We start from the raw sequence: 21,389 nt of genomic DNA, 5'->3' as shown, positions 1-21,389 counted from the left end.
CGGATTGGGCGGTGCTTCAGCGCTCAGTCTTGCCGAAGGTGGTGGCGTGTCCGGTGATGCGGCGGAAGAACATCCGCCAGGGGCCGACGAGACGGATGAAGGGTTGGGTGGGGCTGCTTGCGACCAACGCCGCGCGGCGGCCTCGTGTGGGGCTCGGGATGGCAGCAATGCGGCTCGTCGAGGGAACGACCTCAGCATGGAGAGCAGGAGCCAGCCTGATGAGCCGGGCGGTCAGGACGGGGCCATGCAGCAGGACCCCCGTGAGGGCAAGCGCGAAGCACAGTGGACCCGCCCAGTATGCGGAGACGACCGCGGCGGCGATCAGCGGGGCGCCGGCGGCCCAGGCAACCTCGTCGGCCCATTCCCGGAGCACCAGGAGCGCCTTGCCGATCCGAGACAGAGCGCTCGGCAGGTGAGCGACGGCCTTCGCATGGCGGTCCGGTCGGGCTGACGTGTGGAAGGCGAGGGCGTGGAGGTTGGTCAGGCCGCGAGGCTCGGTATAGGGCTCGTCCAGGACGGCGACAGTGGCGGGTGCGATGTCGGCGCCAAGGAGGGAGAGGCGGTGGCCGGTGCCGAGATCCTCCATCGGTTCGGGAAAGCCTCCGAGGGTCCGCACGGTCGGCAGGTGGACGGTCATGCCACAGCCGACGCCGTAGATCATTGGCCGCAGCAGTGTCCTTACGAGGCGCGGGACTTGGGTGGTAGTGAGCCAGTGCGTCAGGCGGATACGAGCGAGCTCGATGCCGAGAGAGCGGCGGAGCTGGTAGAGCCATTCTCCCGCCAGGAACAGGCCGGTGGCGCCGGGTGGAAAGGGGCGGCGGCCGAGCAGTGGCAGGCGCTGCTGCTGGATCAGGGCCGGTGGCCGGCCGCTGAGAGCCCTGTGACGAGTAGCTGTCTCGGCGAAGGCCGTCAGCGTACGGATGTCCGGGGTGGCGTCGGCGTCGTAGACGCAGAGAAAGGTGTTGTCCGCGTCATTCTCGTCGTGCCAGCCGAGGGGGCTGAGGATCTCGTCGAGGCGGTCGACGGCGTGGTTGAGCTGTCCGGCCTTGCGGCCACCGGTGTCAGGTTGGTGCAGGTGCACCAGACGCAGCCCCACGGCTGGCTGGCCTTCGGCAAGGGAGGCGACGGTTTCGCATGTCGTTGGCTCTGCGTCGTACAGCTCGGCGAGAAGGGGGAGGCGCTTCTCCTTGGGAGCGGCGTTGACCTCGTCAGCGACGTCGCCGCAGCGAGCGCGGGGGAACGTCCCGCGCAGTTGCGCCTCGGTGAGGCAGCTGGTGTCCGCCAGTTCCGGAAGGCGATCACGATCGCGACGGCGGGCGTTCTCTTCTCGCTCGGTGGTGATGGCGACGACCACTGCACGTTCTCGTGGGTACTCCAGGGCAGTGAAGGCGGCGACCGTCTCGGGGGCAAGGGCTTGCTCTCGCAGCATGGGCAGCAGGACCACCAGCCACGGCCCGTCCTCGTCGGCCGCGACGGGGGCTCGGCGTGCGTTGTCCAGCAGCCAACGGCCACAGAGTTCGACTGCGACGAGTGCCCAAAGCCCGCGAGCCAGCAGGAGGGCTAGCAGGACGGGAACGGCGTAGTGGAGCCACAGTTCGGCCAGCATCATCGTTCGTTCTCCAGCAGGCGGTAGACGGAGCGAACTTGATCGGCGATGCGCGGCCAGGCGAAGAGCTCGGCGCGCTCCCGGGCCGCGGCACGTCGTGCAGCGTGGGCGGCGGTGCCGAGTTCGCCAAGGAGAGTTTCGACGGCTTCGGCGGCGGCATCTGCGTCACCGGGTGGTGTGAGCGAGGCGGCCGGGCCATGGCCCGTGTAGTACGAGATGCCGCCTGTGTCGGTGGCGACTACCGGGGTTCCGCAGGCCAGGGCTTCCAGGAGTGCGTTGTTGGCGGTTGCGTCCGTCAGGGGGAGGAACACAGCCGCGGCCTGGCGGTAGAGCTGGGTGAGGGTGAGTTCGCTGATGCCTTCCAGCACGCGTACGGCCGGGTGCCAGGTGCGTCGGTCGGCCTGACGGGTGACGACGGCGAGTTCAATGTTGTTGCCGTGCCGTCGGTGGAGCTGGTCGTGGACCGTGTCCAGGACGTCCCAATCGCGCAGCCACCAGCCCACGGTCAGGAGCAGTGGTCGGCCGCTTGGCTCCGGGACTCCTGCCGGCGTGAAGGCGGCGGTGTCGATGCCGTGCGGGATCAGGTGCACGCGCTCCTCGGACAGGTGGTTGGCAAAGAACGCCAGCTGGTCGGGGGCGAGCGTGATGATCTGGCTCGCGTGGGCGGCAAGCTGCCGCCAGTTCGTGGCCGGCATGAAGCGGCCCAGGTGTGCGGGTGGCTGGTGATAGGTGACGGCAGTCGGGCCAGGTCGGTGGCGGGAGAACCAGAACTGCTCGTCGCCGTAGAGGATGTGGGCGGGCCCGCGCCTGGCGAGAACGCGTGCATCCGTGGCGAAGTGTTCGGCCGGGTAGAACGGCAGGGGGCAGCGGCGGCGGAGCCAGTGATGGGCTGCAGCGGCGATCTTCTGGCCGGTGATTCCCCGTGGCGCGGTGATGCGCTTGGCTTCCGGCAGGTAATCCAGGAGTCGGTCGTAGCCCCCATGGTGACTGTGCCAGGGGACGCGGACGGCCGAGGCGATCACAGTGTGCGGCACGGTGCCTCCGCCCTCGTAGCTGCGGGCAGCAGACGCATGTCTCGGAGCGTCGGCGCAACTGCCGTGGATCTGGTGAGGTGCAGCACGGGCAGCCCATGGGGCTTGTCGGGGCCGAGGTGGTGGCGCCAGCGACGGCGGTGCTGGCGGTGATGGGCCGGGCCCCAGAGGAGAATCGAGTCCCGGGCAACCAGATGCCGGAACGTCTCCTGGTTGCCGGCGAACAGCTCCTCGCCACGGGCAGCTCGCCGGAATGAGCGCTTGAGCAGCCGGGGCAGGCAGGTGTGCAGGGGGAGGTCGAGCCAGATCGCCAGCTCGGCGTGGCCCAGCAGCATCTCGCCGACAGGCCCGCCGTAGTTGCCATCGGCGATCCAGGACTCTGCGCAGAGCAGGTCCCTGGCCCGGTTCTGGAAGATCATGGGATCGACGGGCGTCCAGCCCGCTCCCCAGAACAGGTTGTCGAGGTCCAGGTGAGGCAGTCCCGTGTGACCGGCGATCTCGGCGGCGATGGTCGATTTTCCAGAGGCCACGGGACCTACAACAGCGATGCGCTTCGGGATCACGAGAGCCTCCTGGCGACGGTGTCGGCGAGGCGTTCCAGCAAGTGGGGAGTACGCACGCCGGCGGTGACCCTGAACACCGGGACTTTCGCCGCCAGCTCGTCCAGTACCTGATCGGCCTGAGCACGCAGTCCCTCCACCGACCGGCTCCGACAGGCGAACCACGGGTGGATCCAGTCCTCGTCATCCGGGGTGCAGCAGGCTGCGGCCAGCTCGGCACGGGCGGTTTCGCCGTGCAGCCCCTGGATGCTGAGCGGGGAGTCATCGTCGCGAAGCCGGGGCAGAAGCACGAGCCGCAGTGGAGCGCCCTCGCGGACCTGGGCCGCGAAGGCGGCCGCGAAGTCCCGCGGGGTGCTGCTCGCCTTCTGATCCGTACCGAACGTGCGAGGGAGCACCCGGTGCGGTGGCAGGGACTCGCGCGGCGTCAGGGAGGACAGTGTGCCTCCGGCGATGCGGATGGACAGTGGGACACCGATGACGTCGGCTGCATTCTGAGTGAGCATCGCGCGGTCGGAGGCGACCAGGTCCGCGCGGCGGTGACAGGCGAGGGCGGCGAGCACGGTGGTCTTGCCGGCTGCGGTTGGTCCGGCGATGAGCACTCCGTGTCCGTCGATGGACGCTGCGGCGGCATGGAAAGCGGTCCAGCCCCGGTCTTCGCCGCACCGCATCACGACTTCCCGGATGATGCGCAGCGGATAGCGCTCTCCGCGATGTGCATCAGGGTGGAGGACGATGTGCAGGCGGCCGGTGGAGTCGTGGGCGTAGAGATGGTCCTTGGACAGGTGCGAGCGGGGATGAGGACGCCACCAGTCCACGTCACCCACCCGTGAGCGCAGGTACGGTTCGCCGCGGAACGGCTCGACGCACCGGCTTTGCACCGCCTCAAGGCGGGCGGTCCGGTCTGCGAAAAGCTCACGATTGTGGCGGATGCGGATGCTGGTCAGCCGACCACAGGGTGGAGCCGGCGCGGCCTCCGGGACGAAGCTGTGCAGGTGGGTGCGCTGTTCGACGGCGAAGTCCTGGTCCACCTCGACATCGAAGACGTGCCCGGCGAAGGTGACGGACGTCGTCGTGGTGGTGGTCATGAGCGGCTCCCGGCGGGAACCGCGTCCTGGCTGCTGAGAAGCTCCTCAGTGGCCCCGGTGACCAGACGGCGTGCGATATCGACGCCCATCTTGACCGCGTGGTCCATGTTGCCGATCTCGTACCGCCAGGTGCCGAACCGGCCGCGAGGGTAGATCGCTTGGTCTTCCAGCCACGGCACCGTCAATGCCAGCGCCTCGTCCCGGTCCAGGGTGGGGATCGGGTAGGCGTACGGGATCATCTCCACATGGGCGGTGGCCAGCTCGGCCAGCCCGGGAACCAGGCGATGTCGACGCAGCGCGGCATCGGCGGCTTTCACCAGGGCACGCTGGTTGACCCGCGTCCCGGGCATCACAGAGATCTCCGTCATCCATGAGCTGAAGGCAGTGGTGTCGGCGCCGGGGACGTTGGCGGGCGCGTACTTGCTGAAGTTGGTGGCCCGGTAGAACGGCACGTCGTCCTCTGGGAAGTAGAACCATGACCGCTCGTCCAGGCTGGGGGCTCGGTATCCGAGGCCGACCATGGCGACGGTGGTGTGCTTCAGCCGGTGAGCGGCCTCTCGCACGTCGAGTGGGCTCGTCGTCGTCATGGTGGCGAGTCGGTCCAGTGGCAGGGTGGCCACGATCTGGTCGTAAGGAACCGCCTCCCCGCTCTCCAGCCGCACGAGGCAGGCGCCCGGGTCGATCGATGTGGCTGAGGCTCGGGTGCGGATTCGGTTGCCGAGGCGGGCGCCGAGTCGTCTCCAGATCTCTCCGGTCCCCCCGGCGGAGGGGAAGGCGAACGTGGAGTTCGGTCCCCACCGATGCGTGTGGGCCTTGACGCCGTAGAAGGCTGCCAGGATCTCGTCGAGGTCGACCGGTGCCACTCGCTCCGAGACCCAGCCCGCGCTCATCTTCTCCGGTGAGATTGCCCAGACCTTGGTGTTGTACGGGGCGAAGAATCGCTCGACGAGGCCGCTTCCGTACTGGGCCTGAAGCCACGTCGCGAAGTCGGTGTCGGTCGGCAGGGTCTGGTCACGCTGTTGGCACGCGTGGGTCAGCGACCGCAGGCACGCTTCGGCATCGGCCTGCGGCAAGCAGTGAAGGTGCTGCTGGAAGGGGTAGGGCACCCAATGGCCGCGGAATCGGATGTATGAGGAGCGGTCGTGGTGCAGCAGCTCATGCGGGGCGAAGAGCTCGCCCAGAAGGCGATCGAACTCTCCGAAGTGGGAGAAGACCACGTGGCCACCCAGGTCCCAGGTGAAGCCGGCGCGATCGACCACGGATGACGCCAGCCCTCCGACGGTGGGCGCCGCCTCCAGCAAGGTCCAGTTGCGGTGGCCGAGCCGGTCCAGTTCGTTCGCGCACGCCAGTCCGCAGGGGCCGGCACCGAGGATGACGATGTGGCCGGGTAAGGGATGTTGGGCTTTGCGCATGAATTCCTCTTTCCTCTACAGGCGTTCGTGTTGGGTGTGCACAGGTGGCGTCCCCGTCAGATCTCGTGCTTGGGCGGGCGGGGGTCAGGGCCAGTGGTCTTGAAGGTGATCCAGACGGTCTTGCCAGTGCCTTGCTGCTCGTCCACGCCCCAGCCATCGGACAGTTCGTCCACCAGGAGCAGGCCGCGGCCCGAGGTGTCATCAAGACGCGGATGCTTCCGATGCGGCCGGTCCGCGCCCTGGTCGTGGATCTCCAGCCGAACCACCGGGCCGCTGATGGCCAGCCGTGCACGGAATCCGAAGCTGGGCGGACCCGCATGTACGAGCGCGTTGGTGGCGGCCTCTGACAGGCACAGACATACGTCATCGAGGCGGTCCCGGACGCCCCAAGCCGATAGAGCCTCGACTGCGAACTTCCGTGCCTCACCCACGGACGAGCCGTGCGGAGGGAAGGTCCGCTCGTGCCGCAGGGTCAGGCCGCTGTCGCTCCATGTCGCCTCCGCGCTCCGTATCCCGGTACGTGGCTCTGCCTGTCGCCGCATCGCGCTGTCTCCTGCTGCCGGCATGACCGGAACACCACCTCGTCGCTCGCGTTCAGGGCGGGCATCGAGCCTGACGGCCAAGCGGCACGCCTCACCACGACATGAGCGCCGACGTCTGATTCGGGCTTGGCGAGGTGGACGACATGGGTACCGTCACGTTGCCGCCGTCTCCACCGTCATCTCCTCGCACACGGCAGCTCTCACTCCCGTATGGCGGCGTTGCAGGGCTACCGTCGAACCGACGAGCCGACCGGAACCCATCGGGGGATTGATGGCTCAAAGGCCCACTCTTCTCAGGACATTGATCACCAGGCGCCACTGGCAGGTGTTCGAGACCTTCAAGCTTCACTTCGAGCGCACTGCCAACGAACTCGCCGAACAGGACCGTGATCCGACGCTTGTCGGCCTGACGGTGTCGAAGCGGCAGTTTGAGCGCTGGTACGGGGGCGAGGTGAAGACCCGCCCCTACCCGGCCTTGTGCCGGGTACTGGAGGCAATGTTCCGGTACCCCGTCGACGTCCTGCTCGGTCCAGCGGACGAGGGCGGTGCCGCAGTCGATGCCGTTCCCCAGCTTCGGCTCGTCATGCCGACCCCGCCGCCGTCACCCTCCCTTGAACCCGGCGAAGGGGACGGCGGCTTCGACGGCATCGAGTTCACCAGCAGACCCGATCCAGGCGACAGCGCCGGCCGGGACACGTTAGAGAGGCAGGTCGCCATGGCAGCTCGTCGTGCATTCCGCTTCAGCGCGATGGCAGAAGGCAGCAACGTAGGCCCCGAGACCCTGGACGAGCTCCACCAGGAGGTACGTCGTCTCGCCGCCGCCTATCCGCGGCTACCACTTACCCCACTCCTCGGCGACCTGGTCGAAGTCCAGGACCTCACCTTCCGCTTCCTCGAACACGGTCACGTCCGCCCCATCCAGGCCCGCGAGTTGTACCTGCTCTCCGCCATCACCTCGGGCATGCTCGCCAAAGCCAGCCACGACCTCGGCGACCCGCGGTCGGCAATGACACAGGCCCGGACCGCCTACGTGTGCGCGGACAACGCCGACCATCCCGCCATGCGTGCCTGGGTCCGCGGCCTGCAATCGCTGATCGCCTACTGGGACGGCCGACACCAGGAAGCCTCCAAATACGCTTCCCTCGGCATCTCCCAGCTGGGAGGCGTGACCGGCACCAGCGCCGTATGGCTGTCTTGCTTGCAAGCCCGTGCCGGTGCCGCACTCGGCGACGTGGCAGCCGTACGGGAGTCCCTCGCAGAGGCCGAACGAGCCCGCGATGCGGCGTCCCCGGACGACCTGGACGAGTTCGGCGGCATCATGACCTTCCCCGTCCCACGCCAGCTCTACTATGCCGCCGACGCCACCGCCTGGCTGCCGAATGCCCCCGAGGCGGAACATCAGGCTGAAGCGGCCGTCGCCGCCTACCTCCAAGCGGAACCCGAAGACTGGGCCTTCGGCGACCAGGCCGGCGCGCACACCGACCTTGCCCTCGCCCGCATCCACGCCGGAAATCTCGACGGCGTCGACGAGGCCATGCGGCCCGTTCTCGACCTGTCCGCCGATCAGCGCATCAACGGCATCGTTGCCTCGGTGCGGCAGGTCCACACCGCGCTGCGTGATCCCCGGTGGCTCACCGCACCCGAAGCCCGCGTGGCACGGGAAGAGATCGAGGCGTTCACCGCAGCCCCTGTCGCCGCCCTGCCCAGGTAACACCGCCTACAAGTAGGGTCCCGACCATGCACCCGGTCGATATCGCAGGCCCCCGGCTTCAGTTGCGCGAACTCACCAGCGACGACGTGGACGCCGTACACGCCATCTACGGCGATGCCGAGGCCACCCGCCACCTGAGCTTCGAACCCCGAACCCGTGAACAGGTGGGGGAGATCGTCGCTCGCTCCATCGCCTCCTCCGGCGAGCAACCCCGCACCGAATACGCCCTCGGCGTGGTCCGCCAGGAGGAACGGGACCTGGTGGGCTTCGCCCGCCTTGCTCTCGACCCGCATGCCCAGAAAGCCGCCACCATCGGTTTTGCTCTGCGCCCCCACACATGGGGAGCGGGTCTGGGCACCGAAACCGTTCACCTCATGTGCGCCCTCGGCTTCAACCACCTTGGCCTGCACCGCATCTGGGCCGCTCGCGCTCCACTGAACTCGGCTTCCGCCAAGACCCTGCTACGCGCCGGCATGACGGAGGAAGGCCGCATTCGGGAGCACGTGTTCGTACGAGGAGCGTGGAGGGACTCGATCACGTACTCAGTCCTCAATCATGAATGGCGCGGTTCAGATGGATTTGCGGCAATTGACGGATGACACTCACTGCATCGTGACCAGGCGCAAAGCGCCCCGCCTGCTATGAGCGAGCCGTGCGGTCAGGGGGACGCTGCATCCCCACCGCTCTCAATCCGTCGCCCGGTCAACACATCCGCGGCCCGGCGCACTCGACGTACCGGGCCGCGGTTGCTTGGTCTCAGATCAGGGGGTCGTGCCGATCGTCACTTCTGCGCTGGCGAGCATCCGGGCGATTTACATCGGAAGGCTTCCGACTTCCGATGCATCCATTTCCGTCGACGCAAGAACACCCCGAAATCGCATTAACCCCAAGGCGAAGGGCGCTTAGGGAAAAGTTCGGCCATGATTTCTCGCGCCCGCTCGCCAGATACCACCGGAGCCCGATACTCCGATTTCCGCACATGTTCGAGGAAATCGGCTGGAAGGGCAATGTGGTAACGCGAAAGGTAGTAAACGAGGTCAACAGGCCAGACCCATTCACCATCCGTCACCAGCGACCCGGCACCACCGACCCACTCGTCTCCGGAGATGACATCACGCTCAGCGCCCATGGTGCTGAAGATCTCCTCACCGCCTTTGAGGTAGGAGAGAATTCGATCTTCATCAGGTGCTGGCGGGCCAACCATGGCTTGGGTCAGAGACTCGCTGTAGACAGCGGGGTCACCATCCTCATTGCCTTCGGTAAAGAAACCTACTCGGCGAATCATCATTCCTCGCAGCTGTGGGCGTCAGTCGGTGATGGGAAGGAATATCCGCCAGTATCCACCCTTGTCGATGACGGGTTCCTGGATTCCCAGCGTGCGATCCACTCCCATGCGATTGGTCGGCGCGTAGACAGGGGCTCCCATTTCATTTGCCACGGACTGCGCCAGCGGCTCCGCCCCGGCTCCCGAGTGGCAGGATACCAAGCGAATAGGCCCACCCGTGTAGTTCGGATTGTTGCGAATACTTTCCACTACCTGATGAGGGCTTATCTCGTAAGTGGTCTTCGCTACGCCTGCTGGATTGACGTGTCCTGCGATGAAGACGTTGTCGGGCGTACCGTGCACGACAACGTCGTGGACACCATCAACACGTCTTACCCGTTCCAAATTGGAGAGAGTACGTGGATCGTAGCCGATGGTTGTCGTCTGCTTACCGTGGTAGATCGGATGGCCGGACGGCAGTATGTCGTCACCTGCTTTGGCAGGAGGGGCCAGGGCTTTCGATTCCTTTGCGTGATAGAGCTGCCAGGTACGCCGCTTGCCCATCTGGTCGATCGCTGGGCGAAGACGGAGACCGTCGAGCTTTGTATCCGCAAGGACCGCCTTGAAGCCGCCCGCGTCTCCAACAGCCCTGGCAGTGCGGGCCGCGCCACCAAATGCACCACCCAGCAAGACGCCGGCGACCCCAGCATCTCTGGCCTCGGCAAGGTTGATGCCGTGTTGGTCGCCGAGGAGGTTGCGTCCGCCCTGGGCGACGACCACGTCCACGGTGATGGCTTCGATGCCGCCGATGGCGGCGGTGGCCAGGACAGTTCCGGCGATCTCGGCGACGGTGGCGGAAACGGCGACGCCCGCCGTACTCGCTGCGGCGACGATCGCCTCGGTGGCGCCGAGTGCCGCGAGCTCGGTGATGCCGCCGGTGAAGACGGCCAGGGCCGTACCGACGACCAGGACCGCACCGGCGATCTCCAGCTCGTGCTCGATCTTCTTCTTGGCCTCGGCGACCTGGTCGGCGTACTTGTCCAGGGCCTTGGCCATGTCGCGGGCGGCGCTGGCTACGTCGTCGAGGTAGCCCTTGCCGCCGCCGTGGTACTTGCGCCAGAACTCTCCGAACGCATCGATCGACTTGCCCTTGTTGTTGTCGATGACGTCCTGGGCCTTTTTGTGGCAGGCAGCCGTGCAGTCCTCGACGTCGTCGGCGAAGGTGCGCCAAGCACGGGCGGCCTCCCGGAGTTGGTCCTCGTCGCCCTCCGGCCACCACATGCCGGTGAGGTCCTGGACGATCTCCTTGGCTTTGTCGCCAGCGCCCATCACTTACCGCCCTCAAAGCCGGACTTGGCTGAGTGGTCAGCGTCTTCGTGGTTGGCGGCCATGTCGTTCATGGCCTTGGTGATGCTGGACAGGCCCTTGACCAGGGCCGCGGCCGCTTTCTCGATCTGTGCCTGGTGCGGGGCGTAGGTGTGCTCGAACTTCTTGCCCTGCTCGTCGCTGCCCCACGGCTCCCCCAGCCCGCCGAGCGTGTGGCGAAGCTTGGTCGCCGCCTGTTCCAAGGCGACAGACTCTCGGTGGAATGTTGGAGCGGCGGACTTGAGTAGGTCGGTGTCTATATCAAAGCCGTCGCCAGCCATGCCGTGCCTCCCCCTTGGCCGTGTACTCGTAACGCGTTGCGAGCCGCTGACAATGTTTCGGCTCACTGATGGCGACCCTCGCATACAGCACTGACAATCGCCCTGGTGGGAGCGCGTTTCAGCCACGGTGCAGCACCGCCCGGTTAGTGGGCCCACGGCAAGGCTGCGCCCCCTACCAACCAGATTGCGAAGGGGGGCGATTCACCAAGCGCACGTCCGGCCTCTCGCTGCACGACCGGAGCGGAGCCACGGTCGTGCAGCGGCGTGTTCGGCAGCTAGCAACGCGGGCGGCGCTGCTGTTCGGCTGGTGCCGTAGTTGCCGCCGCCCGCTGGACGGAGGGAGGCCCAAGGGGCGAGTGCGGGGCTGCGGTGGTGGTGCGGAGGCGGGCTGCTGCGGCGCGGCGGTTGGGGATGGGGTTGCGTCCGGTGTGCTGGATGCGGGTGATCAGGACTCGGGCGGGTTGGCGGGCGGTGGCCAGTTCGCGCTGGGCGGCTGCTTCCTTGAGGAGTTGGTGGGGTTTGTGGCCGCGGGCTTCGGCGTCGTCGAGGACGGTGGCGAGGGCCGGCCAGCCGGTGTCGGTGAGGATCCGCTCGGCGTGGTCGGGGATGGCGGCGCGTACGTCGCTGGCCAGGGTGCGGCGGGTCTCCTCCTTCGGTTGGCGTTGTGCGAGGTCTGTGAGTTCCGGGGTGAGGGCGTGGTCGGCGGCGTTCTGAAGGTGTTGGAGGGCTTGGCGGGCGGCGTCGGCCTGGTGGGCGTGGCCCTTGGCCTCGTGCCAGCGTCCCGCGAGGATTGCGGCCCAGACGAGCGCTGCGACCAGGGCAGCGAGGGCGCTGCCGTCGGGGCCGGTGGCGGTGTGGGCGATGTCGCGGGCCGCGTTGCGCAGAGTGTGGGCAGCTCGGTTTTCTGCCCGGATCTGGGAGCGTTGGGCGCGCGCGAACGCCTTCGAGGCGGCTTGGAGTTCAGCGCGCAGGTCGGCGGGAGCTTTCTGGGCGGTGGCTTCGATGAGTTCGCCGAGGGCGGTGATGTGGGCCTGGGCTCGTGCGTCGTCGGCGAGGTCGGTGTGTAGGGCGTCGAGGGCGTCGGTGGCCTGGTGCCAGGGGGTGCTGGGCTGAGTGCGGCGGGCGGTGGGGTGCTCTTCGGGCTTGCTGGATTCGAGGCGGGCCTTGATCTTGGGAAGGGAGAGGTCAGGGGCGATCTTTCCGCCGGGGTGGAAGATCTGTTCGTCGTCCTTGTTGAGATCGCCGGGGCGTCCGACGGCATATCCGAGGAGGTCACCGGACGGTCCCCGCTTGGCCTTGACTCGGATGCCCTCGGCTTCGAGGTAGGCGAGGAGTTCCTCGGCGCTCTTCGCGTGGGGAATCGCGGCGCGGATACGGTCCTGGAGCCACTCCTTGCTGGTCTGTTCCCAGCCGAGGCGCTGGGCCTTGTGCATCTCGGCCTGGGTGGGGCGTCGGGTGTTGGTGCGGTCGCCCTTCTTCAGGCGGCGCAGACCGTAGTCCTTCTCGATCTCGCGGCATGCGTCGCCGACGCGGATGCCGCTGTCGTGGAGTTTGGGGCGGCGGCCGTCTTCGCGGACGGTGGTGGCGAGGATGTGGATGTGGTCGTCTGCGTGGCGGACGGCGATCCAACGACAGGCAAGGTCGTCACCGGCTGGGGCGATGCCGGCTGCGGCGACGACGCGCTGGGCGATCTCGCCCCATTCGGCATCGGAGAGGTAGCGGTCTTCGGGTGCGGCGCGGACGGGGCAGTGCCAGACGTGGTCGGTGACGGGCTTGCCGAACTCGCTGTTGCGCAGGCGTACGGGCTCGTCGAGGTGGCGGGCGAGTTCGGTGAGGGTGGCCATCTCGTCGCGGCCGGGGTCGGGCATGCCGAGCATCGCGAAGCCGGCCACGATGTGCGGGTCGAAGTGTTCGTCGTGGGTTCCCCGACCGTAGAGGTAGGCCAGCAGGCCGCGGGTGTTGGCGCCGGGCGCCTTGATGGCGGCGATCATGCGGCGAGATCCTCCCGCGGGTCGGCAGGCTGGCGCAGAGCCTCGGCGATTAGTTCCAGCAGGTGATGGAGCTCGTCGAGGCGATGGCGTATGTCGGGTGGGGTGAGGTCACTGTTGAGGGCGCGGGCAATCTGGTTGATGTTGACGCCGATGCGATTGAGCTGGCGCAGGACCTGGGCGCGGAACATGTGCGTGCGGCGGCGATCCTCGGACAGGGGCAGGTTGGCAGTGAACCGGCCGGCGATGAAGGCCAGGACGACGTCGGCGGCGAAGCCGGATTCCCCCTTGTAGCCGTGCTCGGCGGCGGCCTCCTGAAGGCCGGCGTGCTCGTCGTCGGTGAACCGCAGCGGGCCGACGCGGACGGTGCGCTTGTTGCCGCCGAAGCGACGGATCGTGGGCTGGGCGCTCTTCACGATGGGCTCGCCGATGGCGGTCTCGGCGGCACGGGCGGGGCGAAGGGTCTCGCGTTGGACTGCGTGGAGCGTGTCCGGGTCGGGGTCGCCCTCTGCCCCGCCCTCTTGGCCCGGCGTCCCCTGGCGCAGGGCCGTCTCCGCCACCCCTGGGGCGGGAATCTCCGAAGGCCGGCCTTGAGTCGGACTCGGGGTACTACTGGCTCCGCCAGGGGCCGTCCTTCCGAATGCCCGCCGCAAAAGTCCCATCACTCCAGGGGACTTCGTCAGGGGCTGTGGCTCGTCGTGGGTGTCCTCGGCGTGGTGTGGGTCGTGCGTCATGGGTGGCTCTCCGGAAGGTGCGAGCGGGGCAGGCGTGCCGGCGGGGAGGGGCAGGCAGAGTCCAAGCGGTCCACGACCCCCTCCACAGGGGTGGATGACCAGGCGGTGAGGGGGACGGTGACCGGTGTCGGGGTGACCGGAAGGGTTCCGGTCACCCCATGGGGCGAGCGGTCAGTCCCTATCGGGACCGGTGCCGGAAGCGGCTTCGAGTTCGCGTCGAAGAACCTCCATCACCTCGGTCAGCCGTTTCCCGCTGACCGTCAGTCCCTTGGCCCGTATGGCCTTTTGGACAATGGCTCGGGTGACATTGCCCTGCTCTGCAACGGCGATACGACCGATCTCCACGAGTTCGTCGACCGTGGCCCCAGCTGGGCGGCCCCCACGTGGTTTGCTGTCCGGTTCACGGAGCTGAGGTTCCGGCGACTGGGCGGAACTGCCAGCCGGTGGCTCAGCGGCGTGGACAGCCGCATCGGTCGCCGTCCCCCGTGCCTCATCCAACGCCGGTCCCGTTCGGCCGATCGGCCGGTCGACAAGCTGGTGGATCTGCCGCATCAGAACGCCGAAGGCCAGCAGCGCGGCGGTCGGGGGTACGGCAGCGACCACATAGTCGAGCAGGGGCTTCGCTCCGGGACCGCCGGCTCCGCTGACCCCGGCTACGTTCAGCGCGATGGATCCGACCGACCCGGTGGCCGTGAGGGCGATGGCCCACCCGTCGGTGAGCCGTCGCAGGCCCGCGCGAAGCATCAGCAACTCCCCCGCGACGATGAACGCGTCCAACGTCGCGGGCCAGGCCCATTGGCGTACGGGGGAACTCCTGAGTCCGTGCTGCCCGGCGACCTCGGCGAGGTGCGCGTAGGAGAGCCAGAACCCACCGGCGGTCAGGGCGACGATGACGGTCCCCGCGGCGACGAGCGCGTACTGCTCGGCGGTCTGTTTGGTCATCACCTGCTGCCCTCCTGAGCGAGGAGTGCGGTACCCACCGGTGTCCTGATCGGTGTGGTTGGCGGGTGGTGCGAGGGTGGTCAAGCGGGGTTCTCCTGTGGTGGTGGCGTGGTCCGTCTTGGCCGTCTTGGCCGTTGAAACCGCAGGTCAGAGCAGGTACGGCGCATGTGCTGGCGTTCCGTCTCGGCGGCGGTGCCGACGTATTGCGGCACCGCCGCCCTCGGGGGGGGACATGGGGGCTATGGACGGTGCGCATCCGACTTCCGTCTTGGCCCAAGCCCCTGTGACCTGCGGCGATACGGCGGGGACGCTTAGGACGGCACAAGACGGAGATGGGAGACGTCCTGGCGGTCAGCACGCCGTTGGTGATCGCGTTGCCGTCTTGAGCCCGGCTGCCGTCTTGCCTTCACCGCGTTTGACCTGCGGGATCACGGCAGGGACGGCAAGGACGGCAACCGGAGGGGCGGGGCTCAGCCCGAGCTGGGCGCGGAGCCGGGGTCGACCGGGTGCACGGTGGGGCAGTAGCGCCGCCACGCGTCGAGGAACTTGTTGCGCATGTAGCCCTTGAGCTGCCTGCCGTCGGCCATGCGCACGTTGCCGGGCCGAATGTCGAAGTCGCGCAGCATCCTGCTGAGCTCTCGGGCCGTTAGGCCGTCGCGTCCCCGCTCCGCCCACGGGGCTTCAGGGTCTTGGCGCAGGTGGTGGAGGAGGTCCCCTGTGGACAGGCTGTCCACCTCACGCTGGGCGAAGAAGACCCGGCGGATGTCGGCGAGGATCCGTGCACCACTGGGGTGGTCCTCCTCGGCCGCCACTTCGGCAGTGACCATCCGCACGCAGGCGACCCGCGCCAGCCGGGGCCAGCGACCACCTGCCAGATCGGCGACGATCACCAGTGGCTCCCACGTGTCGGCGGCGCGGTCTTCGACCGGCATGTCCGGCTCCAGGTTCGCGGCCTCCTCCAGCAGCGGCCTGGCCCACGCGTGGATGCGGTCGCGTATCTCGTGCAGGGCGGGGATGTCGCGGCGGGAGCGGAAGGGCCTGACCTTCTCTCCCTCGGCCCGGCGCCGCATGCGGATGACCACCGACCGGTCCATGACCGTGTCCGGCAGGTCCCCGATTCCCGCGATGGCCGCCATGGCGAAGGTGGCGAACTTGTGCGGGGTGTGGTCGTTGCCGACGACCCGGGTGACGTACCGGCCGCGCTGATGACCGGCGTTGAGCAGGCCACGCGTCTCCTCGTTCTTCTCCGCGACCTTGGGGCCGAAGATGGTGTCGGCCTCGTCCACCAGCAGCGTCGGCGGCTCCTCCTCGCTGATCGAGCGGAAGATAGCCGCTGGTGTGGTGTTGATGGTGAGCATCGGCTCGTGGACCGTTTCGGTCAGCACGTCCAGCAGCCGCGACTTGCCGCAGCGCTTCGCCGGGCCCACCACCGCCAGGCGCGGGGCGTGCTGCCACGCGGGCTGGAGATGCGTCGCCGCCACCCACAGAGTGATCGCGTCCAGCGCCTCCGGTGAGGGTGGGATAACGAACTGCGCTATCTGGGCATGCAATTCGTCGAGCAGCTTCGAGCCAGCTGTCGGCTCTGCGTCGGGTATAGCCTCCAGCCCGCTCGCCGCATCCGCATCGTCGGCGCTGCGTCCGGCCGCACCCTCGCTCGGGTCCGCCGCGGCGCTGTCGGCCTGCGCAGCACGCAGGTGGGCGCCGGGCTGGCCGGGGATGGCCGTGGCGGGCCAGCCTGCTCGGGCGGGGGTGGAATAGGACTCGGGGCTCTCGGGTTGCACTGGGCGGCTCCTCGTCTGGCGGTGTCGGGCTTGCACGCCCCTGCCGCCGGGTCGGTTCTCATGGGATTGCTGGGGAGCCTTGGGGCCTCCGGCGTTGCACCGCCGGAGGCTCTCCCCCTTCTCGCGGGCGTCTCGGTGCCGCGAGCGACCACGGACAGTACGTCCACGCCGCGCCACAGTCCAGCGCTTCTGTGTCAGCTCAACGCAGAAGCGCCTGCTACGCATCAAGTGCTTCACGCCGCCAGTCCCAACAGGGCCAACAAGTCCGCGGTCACCACCCGATAGGCGTTCCCGAGCCGGAGCACCTTGCAGGGGTACTGACCACGCTTGGCGAGCTCGTACCCCTTACTCCGCCCGAGCCCCAGCGCCCGGTTGCCTGTCTCCAGGTCAACGGCGGCCGGGAGCACCAGAAGCTCCTCCCGGCTCATCCCCTTCGCTCGGCCGGCCTCTTCGCTCTCGCGCATGCGCGCTCCATCCACGACTGAGCCCTCGGCGAACGCGTTCATCGCGCCCGTCTCCAGGTCACGAAATCAACGCTAGGCGAGCTAATGTGTCTTCATGACACAACGCCGTAGCGACCATGGATACGAGAAGGCCGACGACGAGGACGACGTCCTTGAGTGGGTGGATCAGGTCATGGCCACCGTGGCCGGCGAGGTCCGCAGACGACGGAGGGAATTGAGATGGAGTGCGCAGGACTTGGCCGACAAGTGCGCGGAGATCGGCCACCCCATCCCCCGCAACGTGATCGCCAACATGGAGTCCGGACGCCGCTCCAACCTGCCCCTGGTCGACGTCATGGTCCTGGCCCAGGCTCTGAACACCCCACCCATCTGCCTCATCTACCCCGTCGGCTACGTCGACGACGTCCAGCGGCTCCCGCTCCAGGACTCCACCTCCCCACTGGACGCACTGCGGTGGTTCACCGGGGAGGAGACCGATCTCGGCGCGGACGACGACATGCTCCGCTACTTCCGGGCCCACCACGCAGCCCAGGAGCGACTGCGAAGCGCGCAACGTGACGAGGAGTACGCGCGCTACCACGCCCAGACCGCCCCGAATGCCGACCGCAAGGCCGAGGCCCTCCGCTCCCAGGCCCGTGCCGCCGAGACGGCCGATAACGCCGAAAACCGCCTGCGCAGAGTTCGCGCCTTCATCCGGGAAGAGGGCGTCACGCCTCCATTCCTATGGCCCGACCTTGCCGCCGCAATCGATTCACCCGGGAGCGATCCCGATATCACCGAGGAGAATGATCTTTGAAGGGCTCCACCTACCGCCGCTGCTCCTGCCGCGACCCGAAGACCGGCAAGGAACTCGGCACCTCCTGCCCCAAGCGCAACAGCAGGAACCACTGCACCTACTCCATACGCCAGGAGCTCTCGCCTCGTGAGGACGGCAGTCGACGCTCGTTCGCCCGTGGCGGGTACGGCAGCCTCAAGTCGGCCCAGACCGAACTCGACCACGTCCGCGCTCTCCTCGGGCTGGCCGAATCGGACGACCCCGAGGGCACGGAACTCATCGCCGAGATGCTGGCGGAGGTCAGCCGCGAGCGGTCGCCTCTGCCTGAGGTCGAGGAGACGAGGCGGCGCCTGAACGCCGGCCAGGACCTCATCGGCAGCCTGACGGTGAGCGAGTGGCTCGACCGGTGGCTGGCCGGTAAGCGCATACGCAAGTCCGGCCTCAATCGCTACGAGACCGACATTCGCGTGCACTTGAAGCCGCGCATCGGAAACCGGCGGCTGGACCGGCTGCGCGTCAGCCACCTCAGCGAGATGTTCACGGACATCCGCGACGCCAACGCCCAGATCCTGGAGGACAACGCCCAGCGGCGAGCCGCGATCGACGAGCTGGCGACCGTACCGTGGAAGGGCGTGGAGAACCGTGCCCGCCGCAAGGCGATGAAGGCCGCGATCGACGAGATGCCGCGCTTCCGTCGCATCACCGGCCCCGCCACGCGTCAGCATGTCAAGGCCACTCTCCGCGCGGCCCTGAACGACGCGATCGGGCAGCAGATCATCACGTTCAACCCGGCCGCCCACGTCGAGATCGACCCCGCACGCAAGCCGAAGGCGCTCGTGTGGACGGACGAGCGGGTTGCCAAGTGGGAGCAGACGGGCGAGAAGCCGTCGCCGGTGATGGTCTGGACGCCCCAGCAGACCGGCGCTTTCCTCGACCTCGTCGCCGAGGACCGCCTGTACGCGATGTGGCACCTGATCGCCTTCCGCGGCCTGCGCCGTGGCGAGGCATGTGGACAGCCCTGGTCGGAGACGAACCTCGACACCCACTCCCTCGCCGTCTCCTCCCAACTCGTGCAGGACGGATGGGAGATCGAGGCGTCCGATCCCAAGACGGACAGCGGCTATCGCGTGGTCGCACTCGACGATGACACCGTCAACGTCCTCAAGCGGCATCGCGAGCAGCAGGAAGCGGACCGCGCGGAGTGGGGCTCGGCCTGGGTCGAGACCGGCCACGTCTTCACTCAGGAAGACGGCTCCTGGCTCCACCCGGGCAAGGTGACCGACCTCTTCGAGCGCCTCGTTGCCGCCTCCGGCCTCCCGACGATCCGGCTGCACGATCTGCGTCACGGCGCGGCCACCCTCATGCTGGCCGCCGGCATCGACATCAAGATCGTGTCGGACACGCTCGGACACAGCGACACCCGCATCACGCGGGACATCTACCAAAGCGTCCTGCCCCAGGTCGGCAAGAGCGCCGCCGAGGCGACGGCGAAGCTGGTGCCGCTTCAGCGCAAGGCCGAGGCGGAGAAGGCTGCACGCAAGGCGGCGAAGAAGGAGAAGGCCAAGAAGGCTGCGGCGAAGAACGCCGGCAAGGGCAAGGGCGGCAAGCCGAAGAACAAGGCGAAAGCCCAGGCCAAGGACGACAAGAAGGCCGAGCTCCGGAAGCCCAAGAACTAGGTCTCTGAGCGCCTCCGCTCACGCATCGCTCACGCAAGCCATCCCACGGCTCCACTGGCCGTGTGACGCGTCATGCCCCGAGCAACGCAAAAGGCCAGGTCACGGGCTATGTGACCTGGCCTTTCTACTGAGCCGCCTTCGGGATTCGAACCCGAGACCTACGCATTACGAGTGCGTTGCTCTGGCCAACTGAGCTAAGGCGGCGTGGTGCGCGGCCCAGTCTACACAGTGCCAGGGGGTGCTTCGTCACCGGTTTAGCGGCTGGTCAGGAGTGGGCGGGAGAGGGATCAGGTGCAGCGCTTGCCCTTGGGTGGGGTGGTGCCGTCGAGGAGGTAGGTGTTGATGGCGGTGTCGATGCAGTCGCTGCCGCGGCCGTAGGCGGTGTGGCCGTCGCCCTCGTAGGTCAGGAGGGTGGCGCTGGAGAGCTGGCGGGCGAGGCTCTTGGCCCAGGTGTAGGGGGTCGCGGGGTCGCGGGTGGTGCCCACGACGACGATCGGCGCGGCACCCTTGGCCTCGATGCGGTGGGTGGTGCCGCTGGGCTTGACAGGCCAGTAGGCGCAGTTCAGGGCGGCCCAGGCGAAGGCGTCACCGAAGACCGGGGAGGCCTTGCGGAAGGCGGGGAGGGCCGTGTGGACCTGTCCCGGGCTGGTGAAGGCGGGGGGCAGGTCGAGGCAGTTGACGGCCGGGTTGGCGTACATCTGGTTGGCGTAGTGGCCGTCGGCGTCGCGCTCGTAGTAGCTGTCGGAGAGGGCGAGGAGACCGCGGCCGTTGCCCTTCTCGGCCTGGGCGAGGTACTCGCGGAGCGTGGGCCAGGAGCCCTCGTCGTACATGGCGGCGATCACGCCCGTGGTGGCAAGGGACTCGGTGAGCTTGCGGGCCTCGCCGGTCTCGGCCGGATGGCCGTCCAGCTTTTTGAAGAGGGCGGAGAGCTGCTCGCCGGCGTCCTGGGGGCTCTTGTTGCCGAGCGGGCAGTCCTTGCGCTTGACGCAGTCCGCGGCGAAGGCGGTGAAGGCGGTGTTGAAGCCCGTGGTCTGGTTGATGTTGACGGTGCGGGACTCGAGCGCCGGGTCCATCGCGCCGTCGAGGACCAGGCGGCCGGAGCGGCCGGGGTAGAGGCCGGCGTACGTCGCGCCGAGGAAGGTGCCGTAGGAGGCGCCGACGTAGTTGAGCTTCTTGTCGCCCAGGACGGCGCGCAGCACGTCCATGTCGCGGGCCGCCTCGATGGTGGAGACGTGCGGGAGCAGCTTGCCGGACTGGGCCTCGCAGCCCTTGGCGAAGTTGCGGTAGGCGGTGGTGAGCTGGTGGGTCTCGGCGGCGGAGTCCGGGGTCTGGTCGGTCTGGGTGTAGCGGTCCATCTGCTTGTTGGAGAGGCACTCGACCGGTGCGCTGCGAGCCACGCCGCGCGGGTCCATCGCCACCATGTCGTAGCGCGCACGGACCGCCGCGGGCTGGGGCGCGTACTGCTGGAGGTAGTCGATCGCCGAGCCGCCGGGGCCGCCCGGGTTGACCAGCAGGGAGCCGAGGCGGCTGCCGGGGCCGGTGGCCTTCTTGCGGGCCACCGCCAACTTGATGTCGCCCGACCCGGGACGGTCGTAGTCGAGGGGCGCCTTCATCGTCGCGCACTCGAAGCCGGGGACGCCGCATGCGTGCCAGCTGAGCTTCTGGTCGTAGTACGGGCGCAGGTCGGCCGGGACGGCGCTCGGGAGGGCCGGCAGCCCGGACGGGCCGTCGCCGGGGGCGGTGTGCTGGGCCCCGGCGCCCTTCGCCCGGCCCGGGGACGCCGCCGAATCGGGCGCGCCCGGACCTCCCGAGGAACAGCCGGAGAACAGCAGGACGGCCGCCGCGAAAAGCGCGGCGGTGGTACGGGACGGGCGGCTGGTGGCCATGGGCGATCGATCCCTCGGTCTCGGTCCCTGAAGCGGCGAGGCGGCGTTGGTGGCACCCGCACCGTTGGCGGCGGTGGCGGCGGGGTCGGCATGCGCGGGGCGACGGCGGTCGCGGTGCGTCCCTGAACGGAGCGTATCCGGGCGGGGACGGTGTGTGCCTCCCGGCCGCGGGCGAGGTGGCGTACGGCGTGGCGCTCGGCGGGGCGGTGGGGCTCCGCTCCGGGGCGGATCGAGCTCGGTGGCCGATTCGGTCAGCCGGGGCGGATCGAGCTCGGTGGCCGGTTCG

The 21,389-nt window shown here is 68.4% G+C and carries 19 protein-coding genes and 1 tRNA gene; 4 read left to right on the top strand and 16 right to left on the bottom strand.

Annotated features, from left to right (window positions below):
* Positions 1-16: 16 nt before the first annotated feature.
* The 6 genes from ACGFML_RS19840 to ACGFML_RS19815 are packed head-to-tail and all read right to left on the bottom strand — an operon-like array spanning position 17 to position 6,236.
* Positions 17-1,609 (bottom strand): hypothetical protein, encoded by a 1,593-nt coding sequence (locus ACGFML_RS19840; protein WP_393545351.1) that lies wholly within the window; start codon positions 1,607-1,609, stop codon positions 17-19.
* Positions 1,606-2,640, bottom strand: a complete 1,035-nt coding sequence (locus ACGFML_RS19835) for a glycosyltransferase family 4 protein (protein ID WP_393545349.1) — start codon at positions 2,638-2,640, stop codon at positions 1,606-1,608. The genes ACGFML_RS19840 and ACGFML_RS19835 overlap by 4 nt, the downstream gene beginning before the upstream one ends.
* Entirely contained in the window at positions 2,625-3,200 is a 576-nt protein-coding gene (locus tag ACGFML_RS19830) for a hypothetical protein (protein ID WP_393545347.1), read from the bottom strand. The genes ACGFML_RS19835 and ACGFML_RS19830 overlap by 16 nt, the downstream gene beginning before the upstream one ends.
* Entirely contained in the window at positions 3,197-4,282 is a 1,086-nt protein-coding gene (locus ACGFML_RS19825; protein ID WP_393545345.1) for a hypothetical protein, read from the bottom strand. The genes ACGFML_RS19830 and ACGFML_RS19825 overlap by 4 nt, the downstream gene beginning before the upstream one ends.
* Positions 4,279-5,694, bottom strand: coding sequence for a protoporphyrinogen/coproporphyrinogen oxidase (locus ACGFML_RS19820; RefSeq protein ID WP_393545343.1), 1,416 nt, complete (start codon positions 5,692-5,694; stop codon positions 4,279-4,281). Before ACGFML_RS19820 ends, ACGFML_RS19825 begins: the two co-directional genes overlap by 4 nt.
* A gap of 56 nt (positions 5,695-5,750) precedes the next feature.
* Positions 5,751-6,236, bottom strand: coding sequence for an ATP-binding protein (locus ACGFML_RS19815; protein ID WP_393545341.1), 486 nt, complete (start codon positions 6,234-6,236; stop codon positions 5,751-5,753).
* Positions 6,237-6,537: 301 nt separating this feature from the next.
* On the opposite strand from ACGFML_RS19815, the gene ACGFML_RS19810 reads away from it, so the two are divergent.
* Positions 6,538-7,947, top strand: a complete 1,410-nt coding sequence (locus tag ACGFML_RS19810; RefSeq protein WP_393545339.1) for a hypothetical protein — start codon at positions 6,538-6,540, stop codon at positions 7,945-7,947.
* A 26-nt stretch (positions 7,948-7,973) separates the two neighbouring features.
* Positions 7,974-8,546, top strand: a complete 573-nt coding sequence (locus ACGFML_RS19805; RefSeq protein WP_393545337.1) for a GNAT family N-acetyltransferase — start codon at positions 7,974-7,976, stop codon at positions 8,544-8,546.
* Between the two features lie 281 nt (positions 8,547-8,827).
* Here ACGFML_RS19805 and ACGFML_RS19800 read toward each other — a convergent pair whose 3' ends face one another.
* From ACGFML_RS19800 to ACGFML_RS19765, 8 genes are all read right to left on the bottom strand, one after another.
* Positions 8,828-9,235 (bottom strand): hypothetical protein, encoded by a 408-nt coding sequence (locus ACGFML_RS19800; protein ID WP_393545335.1) that lies wholly within the window; start codon positions 9,233-9,235, stop codon positions 8,828-8,830.
* An 18-nt stretch (positions 9,236-9,253) separates the two neighbouring features.
* Positions 9,254-10,540, bottom strand: a complete 1,287-nt coding sequence (locus ACGFML_RS19795) for a WXG100 family type VII secretion target (RefSeq protein ID WP_393545333.1) — start codon at positions 10,538-10,540, stop codon at positions 9,254-9,256.
* Positions 10,540-10,857: a WXG100 family type VII secretion target gene (locus ACGFML_RS19790; protein WP_393545332.1), complete on the bottom strand. Its 318-nt coding sequence runs from the start codon at positions 10,855-10,857 to the stop codon at positions 10,540-10,542. The genes ACGFML_RS19795 and ACGFML_RS19790 overlap by 1 nt, the downstream gene beginning before the upstream one ends.
* A gap of 275 nt (positions 10,858-11,132) precedes the next feature.
* Entirely contained in the window at positions 11,133-12,848 is a 1,716-nt protein-coding gene (locus ACGFML_RS19785) for a relaxase/mobilization nuclease domain-containing protein (protein WP_393545330.1), read from the bottom strand.
* Complete coding sequence (locus ACGFML_RS19780; protein WP_393545328.1) at positions 12,845-13,405, bottom strand: MobC family plasmid mobilization relaxosome protein; 561 nt, start codon at positions 13,403-13,405, stop codon at positions 12,845-12,847. The genes ACGFML_RS19785 and ACGFML_RS19780 overlap by 4 nt, the downstream gene beginning before the upstream one ends.
* A 345-nt stretch (positions 13,406-13,750) precedes the next feature.
* Positions 13,751-14,521, bottom strand: coding sequence for a DUF2637 domain-containing protein (locus tag ACGFML_RS19775; RefSeq protein WP_393545326.1), 771 nt, complete (start codon positions 14,519-14,521; stop codon positions 13,751-13,753).
* Positions 14,522-14,991: 470 nt separating this feature from the next.
* Positions 14,992-16,302, bottom strand: a complete 1,311-nt coding sequence (locus tag ACGFML_RS19770) for a DUF3631 domain-containing protein (protein ID WP_393545324.1) — start codon at positions 16,300-16,302, stop codon at positions 14,992-14,994.
* A 233-nt stretch (positions 16,303-16,535) separates the two neighbouring features.
* Positions 16,536-16,766 carry a hypothetical protein gene (locus ACGFML_RS19765; RefSeq protein WP_055582252.1) on the bottom strand — a complete coding sequence of 77 codons (231 nt, stop codon included), beginning with the start codon at positions 16,764-16,766 and terminating at the stop codon, positions 16,536-16,538.
* A gap of 94 nt (positions 16,767-16,860) precedes the next feature.
* On the opposite strand from ACGFML_RS19765, the gene ACGFML_RS19760 reads away from it, so the two are divergent.
* Positions 16,861-17,562, top strand: a complete 702-nt coding sequence (locus tag ACGFML_RS19760) for a transcriptional regulator (RefSeq protein ID WP_393545322.1) — start codon at positions 16,861-16,863, stop codon at positions 17,560-17,562.
* Positions 17,559-19,217, top strand: a complete 1,659-nt coding sequence (locus ACGFML_RS19755) for a tyrosine-type recombinase/integrase (RefSeq protein WP_393545320.1) — start codon at positions 17,559-17,561, stop codon at positions 19,215-19,217. Before ACGFML_RS19760 ends, ACGFML_RS19755 begins: the two co-directional genes overlap by 4 nt.
* Before the next feature lie 130 nt (positions 19,218-19,347).
* Here the strand turns inward: ACGFML_RS19755 and ACGFML_RS19750 are convergent.
* Positions 19,348-19,421, bottom strand: a tRNA-Thr gene (locus ACGFML_RS19750).
* A gap of 83 nt (positions 19,422-19,504) precedes the next feature.
* Entirely contained in the window at positions 19,505-21,103 is a 1,599-nt protein-coding gene (locus tag ACGFML_RS19745; protein ID WP_393545319.1) for an alpha/beta hydrolase, read from the bottom strand.
* Positions 21,104-21,389: the final 286 nt, after the last annotated feature.

This window comes from Streptomyces sp. NPDC048650 (assembly GCF_043199095.1).
In the GTDB taxonomy this organism is placed as follows: Bacteria; Actinomycetota; Actinomycetes; order Streptomycetales; family Streptomycetaceae; genus Streptomyces.
This window is presented reverse-complemented; position numbering and strand designations above follow the sequence as displayed.